This is a genomic window from Bacillus sp. KICET-3 (assembly GCF_033261025.1).
In the GTDB taxonomy this organism is placed as follows: Bacteria; Bacillota; Bacilli; order Bacillales; family Bacillaceae; genus Bacillus; species Bacillus sonorensis.
Genome location: NZ_CP137345.1, coordinates 3,216,195 through 3,228,840, shown reverse-complemented (window position 1 = coordinate 3,228,840; position 12,646 = coordinate 3,216,195). Strand labels below are relative to the sequence as shown.

The 12,646-nt window shown below is 46.8% G+C and carries 10 protein-coding genes and 1 other annotated feature; of the genes, 9 read left to right on the top strand and 1 reads right to left on the bottom strand.

Annotated features, from left to right (window positions below; translation table 11 throughout):
- Positions 1 to 8: 8 nt before the first annotated feature.
- From secDF to dtd, 7 genes are all read left to right on the top strand, one after another.
- The gene (gene secDF / locus R5H20_RS16445; protein WP_006637812.1) at positions 9 to 2,234 is read left to right on the top strand and encodes a protein translocase subunit SecDF; all 2,226 of its coding nucleotides are present in this window, start codon (positions 9 to 11) and stop codon (positions 2,232 to 2,234) included.
- Between the two features lie 131 nt (positions 2,235 to 2,365).
- Positions 2,366 to 2,872 carry a cation:proton antiporter regulatory subunit gene (locus R5H20_RS16440; RefSeq protein ID WP_006637811.1) on the top strand — a complete coding sequence of 169 codons (507 nt, stop codon included), beginning with the start codon at positions 2,366 to 2,368 and terminating at the stop codon, positions 2,870 to 2,872.
- Between the two features lie 146 nt (positions 2,873 to 3,018).
- Entirely contained in the window at positions 3,019 to 3,312 is a 294-nt protein-coding gene (locus R5H20_RS16435) for a LapA family protein (RefSeq protein ID WP_006637810.1), read from the top strand.
- Positions 3,313 to 3,379: 67 nt separating this feature from the next.
- Positions 3,380 to 5,740, top strand: coding sequence for a single-stranded-DNA-specific exonuclease RecJ (gene recJ / locus R5H20_RS16430; RefSeq protein WP_006637809.1), 2,361 nt, complete (start codon positions 3,380 to 3,382; stop codon positions 5,738 to 5,740).
- Positions 5,741 to 5,745: 5 nt separating this feature from the next.
- Entirely contained in the window at positions 5,746 to 6,258 is a 513-nt protein-coding gene (locus R5H20_RS16425) for an adenine phosphoribosyltransferase (protein WP_006637808.1), read from the top strand.
- A gap of 167 nt (positions 6,259 to 6,425) precedes the next feature.
- Positions 6,426 to 8,627, top strand: coding sequence for a RelA/SpoT family protein (locus R5H20_RS16420; protein ID WP_006637807.1), 2,202 nt, complete (start codon positions 6,426 to 6,428; stop codon positions 8,625 to 8,627).
- 12 nt (positions 8,628 to 8,639) lie between these two features.
- A complete protein-coding gene (dtd, locus tag R5H20_RS16415; RefSeq protein WP_006637806.1) occupies positions 8,640 to 9,083 on the top strand; it encodes a D-aminoacyl-tRNA deacylase in 444 nt (147 codons plus the stop codon).
- 28 nt (positions 9,084 to 9,111) lie between these two features.
- On the opposite strand, the gene R5H20_RS16410 is transcribed toward dtd, so the two are convergent.
- Positions 9,112 to 10,689, bottom strand: coding sequence for an N-acetylmuramoyl-L-alanine amidase family protein (locus R5H20_RS16410; RefSeq protein WP_006637805.1), 1,578 nt, complete (start codon positions 10,687 to 10,689; stop codon positions 9,112 to 9,114).
- A gap of 144 nt (positions 10,690 to 10,833) precedes the next feature.
- Between R5H20_RS16410 and R5H20_RS16405 the strand changes: the two genes are divergently transcribed.
- Together R5H20_RS16405 and hisS are read left to right on the top strand one after the other, a co-directional pair.
- A complete protein-coding gene (locus tag R5H20_RS16405; RefSeq protein WP_006637804.1) occupies positions 10,834 to 10,998 on the top strand; it encodes a YrzK family protein in 165 nt (54 codons plus the stop codon).
- 55 nt (positions 10,999 to 11,053) lie between these two features.
- Positions 11,054 to 11,288, top strand: a binding site (T-box leader).
- Between the two features lie 78 nt (positions 11,289 to 11,366).
- Positions 11,367 to 12,641 carry a histidine--tRNA ligase gene (hisS, locus tag R5H20_RS16400; protein ID WP_006637803.1) on the top strand — a complete coding sequence of 425 codons (1,275 nt, stop codon included), beginning with the start codon at positions 11,367 to 11,369 and terminating at the stop codon, positions 12,639 to 12,641.
- Positions 12,642 to 12,646: the final 5 nt, after the last annotated feature.

Sequence of the window (12,646 nt, the reverse complement as noted above, 5' to 3'; positions counted from 1 at the left end):
AATACATAATGAAAAAAGGACGCTTGATTGCGTTTTTCCTTACCGTTCTATTGATCGGTACGGGACTTGGAATTTTGACGAAGCCGGCTGCCGAAAACATCAGCCTAGGCCTTGACCTTCAAGGCGGCTTTGAGGTTTTGTATGAGGTTCACCCTGCCAAAAAAGGCGATAAAATCAACAAGGATGTCCTCGTCAGCACGGTTGAGGCGCTAAACAGAAGGGCGAACGTTCTCGGCGTAAGCGAACCGAACATCCAAATTGAAGGAAACAACCGGATCAGGGTTCAGCTGGCTGGCGTACACAATCAGAACAGGGCGCGCGAAATTTTGTCCACACAGGCGCAGCTTTCTTTCAGGGACACGAATGACAGGGAGCTTCTGAACGGAGCAGACCTCGTGGAAAACGGCGCTAAGCAGGCATTTAAGCCGGATACGAATGAACCGATCGTTACGATCAAGCTCAAGGATGCGGATAAATTCGGAGAAGTGACGAAGAAAGTCCTTGATATGAAACCGAATAACCAGCTGGTCATCTGGCTTGATTACAAAAAAGGCGATTCCTATCAAAGGGAGTCAAAAAAAGCGGATCACAAATACATTTCCGCGCCAAACGTCAGCCAGGTGCTCAATACCTCTGACGTTATGATCGAAGGGAATTTCACGGTTCAGGAAGCCAAGGACATGGCAAACATTTTGAATGCCGGAGCACTTCCTGTCAAATTGGTCGAAAAGTACTCGACATCAGTCGGTGCGCAGTTCGGCGAGCAGGCTTTGCATGATACGGTGTTTGCGGGAATCGTCGGTATCGCTATTATTTTCTTGTTCATGTTATTTTATTACCGCCTGCCTGGTTTTATTGCGATCGTTACACTGTCAGTCTACATTTATATTACCCTGCAGATCTTTGACTGGATGAATGCCGTTCTGACGCTTCCGGGGATCGCTGCGCTTATCCTCGGTGTAGGTATGGCTGTCGACGCCAATATCATTACCTATGAACGGATAAAAGAAGAGATCAAGCTCGGAAAATCGGTTCGTTCGGCTTTCAGGTCCGGTAACAGAAGATCGTTTGCGACGATTTTTGACGCGAATATTACAACGATAATTGCCGGAATCGTTCTGTTCATCTTTGGTACGAGCTCTGTCAGAGGGTTTGCGATAATGCTAATTCTTTCGATTTTGACAAGCTTTATAACGGCTGTATTTCTATCGAGGTTTTTGCTCGGACTTCTTGTGGAAAGCCGCTGGCTCGACAGGAAAAAAGGCTGGTTCGGCGTTCGCAAAAAAGACATTTTGGATATCAGCAAAACAAATGAACATACAGAGCCGCCGACGCGGTTTGATAAATGGGATTTTGTCAGCAAACGCAAATGGTTTTTCGCATTTTCGGGCATTCTCTTGGCAGCGGGTCTTGTCGTCCTGCTAATGTTCAGGCTGAACCTCGGCATTGATTTCTCAAGCGGTTCAAGAATTGAAGTGCAAAGCGACCACAAACTGTCAACCGAGCAGCTTGAAAAGGATTTTGAACAGGTCGGGCTGGCACCGGATTCGATTCTCCTTTCAGGAGAAAAGGATAATCATGGTGTCGCAAGGTTTGTCGGAGTTCCGAATCAGAAAAAAATTGCCGAAGTGAAAGACTATTTTAAAGACAAATACGGAAGCGAACCGAATGTAAGCACCGTGTCGCCGACTGTCGGGAAGGAGCTGGCGAGAAACGCGCTGTATGCGGTGATCGTCGCGTCCATCGGGATTATTTTGTACGTCTCAATCCGCTTCGAATACAAAATGGCGATTGCGGCCATCGCCTCCTTGCTGTATGACGCGTTTTTCATCATTGCCGTCTTCAGCCTGACAAGGCTAGAGGTGGATATTACCTTCATTGCCGCAGTGCTGACGATCATCGGTTATTCGATCAATGATACGATCGTTACATTTGACAGAATCAGAGAGCACGTGAAAAAGCGCAAACCGAAAAACTTCAGCGACTTGTCGCATATTGTGAACCTAAGCTTGCAGCAGACGTTCACGCGTTCGATTAATACGGTGCTGACCGTCGTCATCGTTGTCATTGCGCTTCTCATTTTTGGCGCAGCGTCAATCACGAACTTCTCCGTTGCGCTCTTGGTCGGTCTTTTAAGCGGCGTATATTCATCGCTTTACATCGCAGCCCAAATCTGGCTTGTGTGGAAGGGCCGCGAATTTAAAAAGCCTAAACAAAAACCGGAAGAAGTATAATACATCAGGACTGCCCCTTCGCCGGGCAGTCTTTTCTATGTCTCATTGATCTTAAAATTGACTTTTGCTATAATGACTGGACTTCAATGATGTGTGTGTAAAAAAGATTGAAGAGGATGAGGTGGACTTTTATGAGAATGCGCGAGTCTGAGCTTCCGGGCATCGGCAGAAAGGTTGAAATGTTCACGCGCAGCGCTGAAAAGATAACCATCGTTCTTCATGATGACGGAATGAGAGAGCTGTATCATTTTAATGAAGATGATGAAGAGGAATATGTCTCAGCCGTTCGTTTTGATGATGATGAAGCAAGGCAAATATCAGCGATTCTCGGCGGAGTGGCATATAAGCCAAAGGCGCAGGAATATGTCGAGGCTGCCATTGATGAGCTGGCGATCGAGTGGTTTACAATAGAAACGGGGGCATCGGCCGCCCGGCAATCGATCGGAAGCATCGGAATTGGCGAAAACTATGGCGTTACCGTCATAGCAGTCGCCAAAACAGGCCATGACAACAACATGATGACCCCTGACTCAGAAACGGTGGTCAATGAAGGAGATACCCTTGTGATGTCCGGTGAAAGAAAAGAGCTGAGCCGCCTGATCAGGGAAAAGCTGACGGCAAAAGAAGGAAACGATTGAAAGCGTTCTCTTTTTGCCGGTGTCCTTTTTCGCGGGAGCCGCGCAAATCTTTTTTTCTTCCTCTTTCTATGGAATGCTTTTTTGTTTAGAATTGGAGCATGACGGGAAAAAATGTTTGACAGCTACGTGAATTGAGGTGACATATGATGAACAAACAATGGACATTAATTGCCGCACTTATATTTACACTGATCGTCGCTATTTTCGCGGTCATCAATGTAGAGCCTGTAAAGGTCGATTTTCTTTTCGGAACAGCTGAATGGCCTCTGATTCTCGTGATTTTGGCTTCTGTGCTGATGGGGGCGCTCATCATCGGCTCTGCCGGCGCCTTTCAGGTGATGAGGCTGAAGAAAGAAGTCAGGGCGCTTAGAAAAGAAGAGCGGGCAAAAAAACCGGAAGCAGAGACAAACCTGCCGGGATCGCCTGATCCATCTGAATGAATGGATCAAAATAAATTGAATCCCCTCAGCTCACTCTAGTATAATAGGGTGGTTGAGGGGTGAATTTATGTTAGCGTCAAAAATGCGTTGGGATGTGCAAACACCCGACAAAGAAAAGGTGGAGTCGCTCTCCGGACAATTGGGTATCACTCCCCTTGCCGCCTCATTGCTTGTCATGAGAGGCTGCGATACAGCTGATCAAGCAGCTTCGTTTTTGCACGGCAAGGATGTCGGTTTTCATGACCCATATCTGCTTAAAGATATGGAAAAAGCAGTTCGGCGAATCGAACAGGCTATTTCAGAACATGAACATATCATGATTTATGGTGATTATGATGCGGACGGTGTGACAAGCACGACCGTTCTTTTGCAGACTTTAAAAAAATTTTCAGCACAAGTCGATTTCTATATACCCGACCGTTTTAAAGAAGGCTACGGCCCTAATGAAGCGGCATTCCGTCAAATAAAAGATCAGGGATATTCGTTGATCATCACTGTGGATACTGGGATTGCCGGCGTACATGAAGCAGATGTCGCCAAGGAGCTCGGCATCGATCTGATTATTACAGACCACCACGAGCCCGGTCCGGTATTGCCTGACGCGTATGCGATCATCCATCCGAAGCAGCCCGGCTGCAGCTACCCTTTTAAAGAACTGGCGGGAGTCGGGGTGGCTTTTAAGCTTGCCCATGCCCTTAGCGGGGACGTTCCAGAGGAGCTGCTCGACTTATGCGCCATCGGTACGATTGCCGATCTCGTACCTCTTCATGATGAAAACAGGCACATCGCCAAGCTTGGAATGGCGCAGTTCAGGAAAACAAAGCGTCCTGGTTTAATCGCGCTGACCAAGATAGCGGGTGCGGAGATTCAAAACGCGAATGAAGAAACGATCGGTTTTCAAATTGCTCCACGCATTAATGCAGTCGGCAGGATTGACCAGGCTGACCCGGCCGTTCATCTGTTGAATACTGAGGACGAAACAGAAGCGATCGAGCTGGCCGAGGAAATCAACAGCCTGAATAAAGAGCGCCAAAAAATCGTCAACCAGATCACAGAGGAAGCGGTTGAAATGATAGAGGAGCAGGGGCTTGACCAGCCTGTGATCGTTGCCGCCCGGCCCGGCTGGAACCCCGGAGTGGTCGGAATCGTCGCTTCCAAGCTTGTCGAACGGTTTTACCGGCCGGCCATCGTGCTTGGAATTGATGAAGAAAAAGGGATCGCCAAAGGATCAGCACGAAGCATCAAAGGCTTTGACCTGTTTCAAAACCTTTCAGAATGCCGGGATATCCTTCCCCACTTCGGCGGCCATCCGATGGCTGCCGGGATGACGCTGAATCAGGATGACGTCGGCGCCTTAAGAGAAAGAATCAACAGGCAGGCCGAAGCTGTGTTAACAGAGGAAGATTTCATTCCCGTACAGGAGGTTGATCTTTGCTGCCGATTGGAGGATATAACGGTTGACAGCATTGCCGAAATGAACATGCTGGCTCCATTTGGCACGGGAAATCCAAAGCCGTTTGTGCTTGTCGAAGACGTCGAAATTGAGGAAGCGAGAAAAATCGGCGCCAATCAGAATCATCTGAAGCTCATGCTGGCCGACGGTCAGGCGAAGCTGGACTGCATCGGCTTTTATAAAGGCGAAATCGAAGAGAGCGTCGTTCCCGGAGCAAAGATTTCTCTTGTGGGCGAATTGTCGATCAATGAATGGAACAACAGAAAAAAACCGCAGCTGATGATAAAAGATGCGGCTGTGAAAGAATGGCAGCTGTTTGATTTTAGAGGAAAGCGGACATGGGAAGAACAAATCCTGAAACTGGACCCGGAAAAACGCGTATTCATTTGTTTTCGAGAGGAATCCAGAGCAAAACTGGCGGGTACCGGTCTTCGGGATGAGCTGATTCTGATTCGCGGGGAAGAAGATGCAGTTCGAATCGATCTACATAATCGCTATGCGGTTTTCATTGATACGCCGCAGTCGATTGACATATTCGACCATGTAATAAACGGAAAGCGGCTTGAGCGGATTTATTTAATTTTCACTCAAACGGATGACCACTTTTTCTCAACTTTCCCGACAAGGGACTATTTTAAATGGTACTATGCTTTTCTTCTGAAGAGAGGTTCCTTCGACTTGGTCAAATACGGCGCAGAGCTGGCCAAGCATAAGGGCTGGACAAAAGACACAATTGATTTTATGACAAAGGTGTTTTTTGAGCTCGGTTTTGTTACAATAGAGAATGGTGTTTTATCTGTTGTGTATGGTGCCGCAAAACGGGATTTGACAGATTCTGAAACCTACCGGAAAAAACAGCGCCTGATTGAATTGGAGCAAAAGCTTTTATATTCTTCGGCGGATGAGCTTAAACAGTGGCTGAGTAAGCGGATGGATGAGAGTTCTGAAGCTTACGAAAGTATGAGGAGGACATGAAACAGATGGATTTGAAGAAATATGTAACGATTGTACCGGATTACCCGAAGGAAGGCGTACAATTTAAAGATATTACAACATTAATGGATAAAGGAGAAGTCTATCGCTACGCGACTGATCAAATTGTGACTTATGCGAAAGAAAAGCAAATTGATCTCGTCGTCGGACCGGAAGCACGCGGCTTTATCATCGGCTGCCCTGTCGCATACGCTCTCGGCGTAGGATTTGCGCCTGTCCGCAAAGAAGGGAAACTTCCCCGTGAAGTGATTAAAGTCGACTATGGTTTGGAATATGGAAAAGATGTACTGACGATCCATAAAGATGCCATTTTGCCGGGGCAGCGCGTCTTGATCACAGACGACCTTCTGGCAACAGGGGGAACAATTGAAGCGACGATCAAGCTTGTTGAAGAGCTCGGCGGTGTTGTTGCCGGAATCGCTTTCTTGATTGAGCTGACATATCTTGAAGGCAGAAGCAAACTTGACGGATATGATATTTTAACCTTGATGCAATACTAAACAAATTTTATACTATAAAAAGCACTCATAAACGCGGGTGCTTTTTTTCCTATTAAAAAAAATGTTGTATGCCGTTGTGTTCTTTTCAGTTTCTTCTCTTTACATCTGTGACATTTTTCTTGATAATAATTACAATACAGTTTTTCAATTATAAAAAAGGTGATTCCATGGCGAACGAACAAGTATTAACTGCTGAGCAAGTCATTGAAAAGGCGAAAGCTTACCTTTCCGATGAACATGTTGCTTTTATAAAAAAAGCTTACCAGTATGCGGAAGACGCACATCGCGAACAATACCGCAAATCGGGTGAGCCGTACATTATCCATCCGATCCAGGTGGCGGGTATTCTGGTCGATTTGGAAATGGACCCTGCAACGATAGCGGGAGGGTTTCTCCACGATGTTGTTGAAGATACAAGCGTCACGCTTGAAGATTTAAAAGAAGCGTTTAACGAAGAAGTCGCTATGCTTGTCGACGGCGTCACGAAGCTGGGGAAAATTAAATATAAATCACAGGAAGAACAGCAGGCGGAGAATCATCGGAAAATGTTTGTGGCTATGGCTCAGGACATCCGCGTCATATTGATCAAACTGGCTGACCGCCTTCACAATATGAGGACGCTGAAGCATTTGCCGCAGGAAAAACAGCGGAGAATCTCGAATGAGACGCTGGAAATTTTCGCTCCGCTGGCACATCGCCTTGGGATTTCCAAAATAAAATGGGAGCTTGAGGACACCGCTTTACGGTATTTAAATCCGCAGCAGTATTACCGGATTGTCAATTTAATGAAGAAAAAGCGGGCCGAAAGGGAATTATACGTTCAAGAAGTCGTAAATGAAGTAAAAAACCGCGTTGAAGAGGTCAATATTAAAGCTGATTTCTCAGGGCGTCCAAAGCATATATACAGCATATACAGAAAAATGGCGATGCAAAATAAGCAGTTCAACGAAATCTATGACTTGCTCGCCGTGCGCATCTTAGTCAACAGCATTAAGGACTGCTATGCTGTGCTCGGGATTATTCATACGTGCTGGAAGCCGATGCCCGGCAGGTTCAAGGATTATATCGCAATGCCGAAGCCGAACATGTATCAGTCTCTTCATACGACTGTCATCGGTCCGAAAGGTGATCCGCTTGAAGTCCAGATCAGGACGTTTGAAATGCATGAGATCGCTGAATACGGGATTGCGGCTCACTGGGCGTATAAAGAGGGCAAGAGCGTCAATGAGGACGCAAGCTTTGAGAAAAAACTGTCCTGGTTCCGCGAGATTTTGGAATTTCAAAATGAATCAAGCGATGCCGAAGAGTTTATGGAATCCCTTAAAATCGATTTGTTTTCTGATATGGTGTTCGTCTTCACGCCAAAAGGGGACGTGATCGAGCTTCCGTCAGGTTCAGTACCGATCGATTTTTCATACAGGATTCATTCGGAAATCGGCAATAAAACAATCGGCGCCAAGGTGAACGGCAAGATGGTCACCCTTGACTATAAGCTGCGCACAGGAGATATTGTTGAAATTTTGACGTCCAAGCATTCATACGGTCCGAGCCAGGACTGGATCAACCTGGCACAGACGTCCCAGGCGAAGCATAAGATCCGCCAGTTCTTCAAAAAGCAGCGCAGGGAAGAGAACGTTGAAAAAGGCCGGGAGCTTGTCGAAAAAGAGATTAAAAATCTCGATTTTGATGTGAAAGACGTGCTGACTCCCGAGAATCTGCAAAAAGTGGCCGATAAGTTTAACTTCTCTAATGAAGAAGACATGTATGCGGCCGTCGGCTATAACGGCATTACAGCGGCTCAGGTCGCCAACCGGCTGACGGAAAAAGAACGGAAAATGCGGGATCAGGAAGAACAGGTGAAAACCATTCAGGAAGTCACGGCTGAAACGAAGCCGTACCAAGGTAAAAGACGGGAAGCCGGCGTTCGGGTGAAAGGCGTTGAAAACCTTCTCATCCGCCTTTCAAAATGCTGCAACCCCGTCCCTGGCGATCCGATTGTTGGTTTCATTACAAAAGGCCGGGGTGTATCCGTTCACCGCGAGGACTGCCCGAATGTTTTGACAAGTGAAGCGCTGGACCGGCTGATTCCGGTGGAATGGGAGCATGAGCCGCAAACGCAGCGGAGAAAAGAATATAATGTCGAAATTGAAATATTGGGCTATGATCGCCGCGGCTTGCTCAATGAAGTGCTTCAAGCAGTCAATGAAACGAAAACGAATATTTCATCCGTCTCCGGAAAATCGGACCGCAACAAAGTGGCCACCATCCATATGGCCATTTTCATCCAAAATATCAATCATTTGCACAAAGTAGTCGAACGGATTAAGCAAATCAGAGATATTTATTCAGTACGCAGGGTGATGAATTAGGGGGAAAGCGTCATGAAATTAGTTGTTCAGCGCGTCACAGATGCAAGCGTCTCAGTCGGCGGCGAAATTGTCGGCGAAATCGGCCTCGGCTTGATGGTCCTTGTCGGCGTGACCCATGAGGATACGAGCGAAGATGCCGCATATTTGGCGGAAAAGCTCGTCAACCTCCGTATTTTTGAAGACGAAGGCGAAAAAATGAATCTTTCACTATTGGATGTGGGGGGCTCTGTTTTGTCGGTCTCTCAATTCACGTTGTATGGAGATACAAAAAAGGGGCGCCGGCCGAATTTTACAAAAGCGGCCAAACCGGATATGGCGCTTCAATTGTATGAAGAATGGAACGGCCTTCTTCGCGCAAAAGGCGTGTCTGTCGAAACGGGCAGGTTTGGGGAAATGATGGATGTCAAATTGACCAATTCCGGCCCGGTCACCTTTATCATGGATTCAAAAGCATAAAAAAAGCTGCCTGAAAAGGCAGCTTTTTTTATTTGAAATAGTTCTCAAGTCCGCTTCTGATTCCATCAGTCACTCTTTCGCGATAAGCATTCGTGCTTACGACCGCTTCTTCCTGGGGATGGCTTAAGTATCCGAGTTCAAACAGCGCGGCAGGCCGGTTGTTTTCCCTCAGTACAAAATAATCCCCAAATAAAACGCCGCGGCTTGGCAGAGGCGACTGCTTTTCGATTTCGGACTGGACATCTGCGGCAAGCTCCCTGTCTTTGGACGGACTGTAATAATAGGCCGTATTCCCTCTGACAGAGGCATTTGCAAAACTATCATAGTGAATGCTGATAAAAGCGTCGGCATTGCGATAATGGGAGGTCGCAACACGCGACTGCAAGCTGACGAAAGAATCGTCATTCCGGGTCATATAAACGTTGACTCCGTCTGCTTTCAATTTTGCCGCGAGCAGTCTAGCTGTTTTAATGGTCAGCCTTTTTTCAAGCGTTCCCTGTGTGCCGATTGTTCCGCTGTCATGTCCGCCATGTCCGGCATCAATGACAACCGTTTTGTTTTTGATCGAACCGCTCGAACCGGACGGCTTTGATAAAGGCGGTTCTGAACTGCTTGATTCATCCGTGCCGGATGATGCAGACGTTTGAACGACCCAGCTTGCGATGTATGCCGATTGGCCATTGGACAGCGCAATTTCATACCAATCGCCTTTTGTTCGGCTGATTGAATAAGATTCGCCTTTCTGTGCGCGTTTGACGATCGGCGATGAAGTCGAAGGCTCGCTTCTGAGATTCGTGCCATCGTAAACAATGGTCACTTCCCGGCCTGAGCCTGACCGGCTGCCGGTTTCCTTGGATTCGGCTTTTTGTTCATTATTCGACACAATATAGTGGCTTGCGACCCAGCCTTTTTGTCCGTTGAACTCGATTTCATACCATCCGTGCTGTTCGTTTAAAATCGTCACGGTTGTATTTCGGTTGAGCGAAGCGATGATTCTCGCTTGGTGGGAAGCTGAACTTCTGACATTGAGGGTCGATACGCCGACGGCTCCAGTCTTGGCAGACGTGCTGTTTGAAGATGATTTAGCCGCTGTCTTACCGGAAGCCCCGCCCGTGACGTAATCGGAATGAACCCAGCCGGTTGTGTTTTGATAGGAAATCTTGATCCAGTTACCATCAGTCTTTAGGATAGAAGCCTGTTCGCCTTTAGGGAATGTACCGCTGACTCCATATGAAGTGCCCGGCCCTTTTCTGATTCTCAAGTCTGTTGCGGCTGAAGTCACTTGTCCGTTGGCAGATCCGGAAGATTGAGATCCACCGGAGATTTGATCATTTTTCTTAATGAGCCAGGACACAACCCAGCCTTTTTGTCCGCCGCCCAGCTGGATTTGAACCCAATCCCCTTTTTCCCCGAGAATCGGATAGGTTTCATCCCGCTTGATGACGCTGACAATTCCGTGGCTCAGTCCGGGGCCGCTTCTGACATTGATTGTGTCGGTGGCGACTACGGCTTCCCCTATGGCTGCAGAAGCTGTATTTGATGATGTATAAAAGGCTGCTTGAGCGATGAGGATCATCGATAATATCAAGATTGCGTTTTTCTTCATGCTGATTTTTCATCTCCTCCTCTCTTGAAAAAACTTGAGAACAATACTTCTTCCTTTATATCGTATATTCCTTGTTGTTTTTTTAATAAAATCAAAATGATTTGTTCATACTATATAAAAAATCATTCAAAAGGATGTTGAAATATGAGGTATAATAAAAGTATGGGTAAGGCGATTCACGAACAAGAAGCGAATTTGCACCTTAAAGACCATTCTGACCCAGAGCACATCGGCTACCTCGAAGAAACAGCGACAGAACTCGGCCTCACATCAAAAGAGTCAATGAAGAATAAAAACAATCGCAATTAGGGTTGACATGAAAACGTAACCCTCGTATTATAATATAAATTAGTGTACATATGAGTTTGAACTGAAGATGGAGAATAGTAGGTAAGAGTACGTGAATAGAGAGGAACCGCCCTGGGCTGAAAGCGGTCTGCACGGTATCTTATCCGAATGAACACTCCGAAGGTTTCCCGCTGAAAGCTCTGTTTCCGAGTGATTAGGCGGAGGACGTAACCTGCGTTAAAGGTGTGAAAGCGGGAACTTGTCAAAGTTTCAACTAGGGTGGCACCACGGGTATAACTCTCGTCCCTACTATTGGTTTTATAGTAGGATCGGGGGTTTTTTCTATTTTTCAGATGAGAAAATGGTATGAAAATGAGGAGGCTTTACAAATGGCATTTAATATTCCAAGGGGAACCCAGGATATTCTCCCCGGTGAATCAGAGCGCTGGCAATATGTCGAAAACATTGCGAGAGAGACATGTCATGCATATCACTATCAAGAAATCAGAACGCCGATTTTTGAACATACGGAATTATTCTCCCGGGGTGTAGGAGAGTCGACGGATATCGTCCAAAAAGAAATGTATACCTTTGCTGATAAAAAAGGGAGAAGCCTGACGCTCCGTCCCGAAGGCACGGCTTCTGCCGTACGCTCTTTTGTTGAAAACAAATTGTTCGCAAACCCAATCCAGCCGACAAAGCTTTATTATATCGGCCCAATGTTCCGATATGAACGGCCCCAGACCGGGCGCTACCGCCAATTCTACCAATTCGGCATCGAAGCGATCGGTTCAAGCGATCCGGCGATTGATGCGGAAGTCATTGCGCTGGCGATGAGCGTATATCGAAAAGCGGGGTTGAAAAATATAAAGCTTGTCATTAACAGTCTTGGCGACAAAACGAGCAGAGCTGCGCACAGAGAGGCGCTGATCCGCCACTTTGAACCGAGGATTGATGAGTTTTGCGGAGACTGCCAAAAACGGCTTCAGCAAAACCCGCTCAGGATTTTGGACTGCAAAAAGGACAGAGACCATGAGCTGCTGAAATCTGCTCCTTCCATTCTTGAGTATTTAAATGAAGAGTCTAAAGCATATTTTTCAAAAGTGCAGCAGTACTTAACAGACATTGGAATTTCGTTTGAAGTTGATCCGAATCTTGTCAGAGGGCTTGACTACTACAACCATACGGCTTTCGAAATCATGAGTGATGCGGAAGGCTTCGGCGCCATTACGACGCTGGCGGGCGGCGGGCGGTATGACGGCCTAACCGAGGAAATCGGCGGACCGAAAGCGCCTGGCATCGGCTTTGCGATGAGCATTGAACGTCTGCTCGCAGCGCTTGACGCCGAAAATGTGAAGCTTGCCATTGATCAAGGAATCGACTGCTATATTGTGACGCTGGGCGAAAAGGCTAAGGACTTTTCCGTGTCCCTGCTCTACAAGCTGAGGGAAGAAGGACTTTCCGCTGAAATCGATTATGAATGTAAAAAAATGAAAGGCCAGTTTAAAGCCGCCGACCGTCTCAATGCCAAGTATATTGCGATTTTAGGTGATGATGAACTGAGCCAGAATAAAATCAATGTCAAAGACGCGGAAACGGGAGAGCAGCAGGAAGTCAAGCTTGATGAATTTATCCGTTATATGAAAGCACATACTGAAAGGTAAAGGAG

Excerpts from the sequence above, each read along its gene's own strand:
- R5H20_RS16425 (WP_006637808.1), top strand. The coding sequence starts at position 5,746 with ATGGATTTGAAGAAATATGTAACGATTGTACCGGATTACCCGAAGGAA.
- secDF (WP_006637812.1), top strand. The coding sequence starts at position 9 with ATGAAAAAAGGACGCTTGATTGCGTTTTTCCTTACCGTTCTATTGATC.
- R5H20_RS16440 (WP_006637811.1), top strand. The coding sequence starts at position 2,366 with ATGAGAATGCGCGAGTCTGAGCTTCCGGGCATCGGCAGAAAGGTTGAA.
- R5H20_RS16435 (WP_006637810.1), top strand. The coding sequence starts at position 3,019 with ATGAACAAACAATGGACATTAATTGCCGCACTTATATTTACACTGATC.
- recJ (WP_006637809.1), top strand. The coding sequence starts at position 3,380 with ATGTTAGCGTCAAAAATGCGTTGGGATGTGCAAACACCCGACAAAGAA.
- hisS (WP_006637803.1), top strand. The coding sequence starts at position 11,367 with ATGGCATTTAATATTCCAAGGGGAACCCAGGATATTCTCCCCGGTGAA.
- R5H20_RS16405 (WP_006637804.1), top strand. The coding sequence starts at position 10,834 with ATGAGGTATAATAAAAGTATGGGTAAGGCGATTCACGAACAAGAAGCG.
- R5H20_RS16420 (WP_006637807.1), top strand. The coding sequence starts at position 6,426 with ATGGCGAACGAACAAGTATTAACTGCTGAGCAAGTCATTGAAAAGGCG.
- dtd (WP_006637806.1), top strand. The coding sequence starts at position 8,640 with ATGAAATTAGTTGTTCAGCGCGTCACAGATGCAAGCGTCTCAGTCGGC.
- R5H20_RS16410 (WP_006637805.1), bottom strand. The coding sequence starts at position 10,689 with ATGAAGAAAAACGCAATCTTGATATTATCGATGATCCTCATCGCTCAA.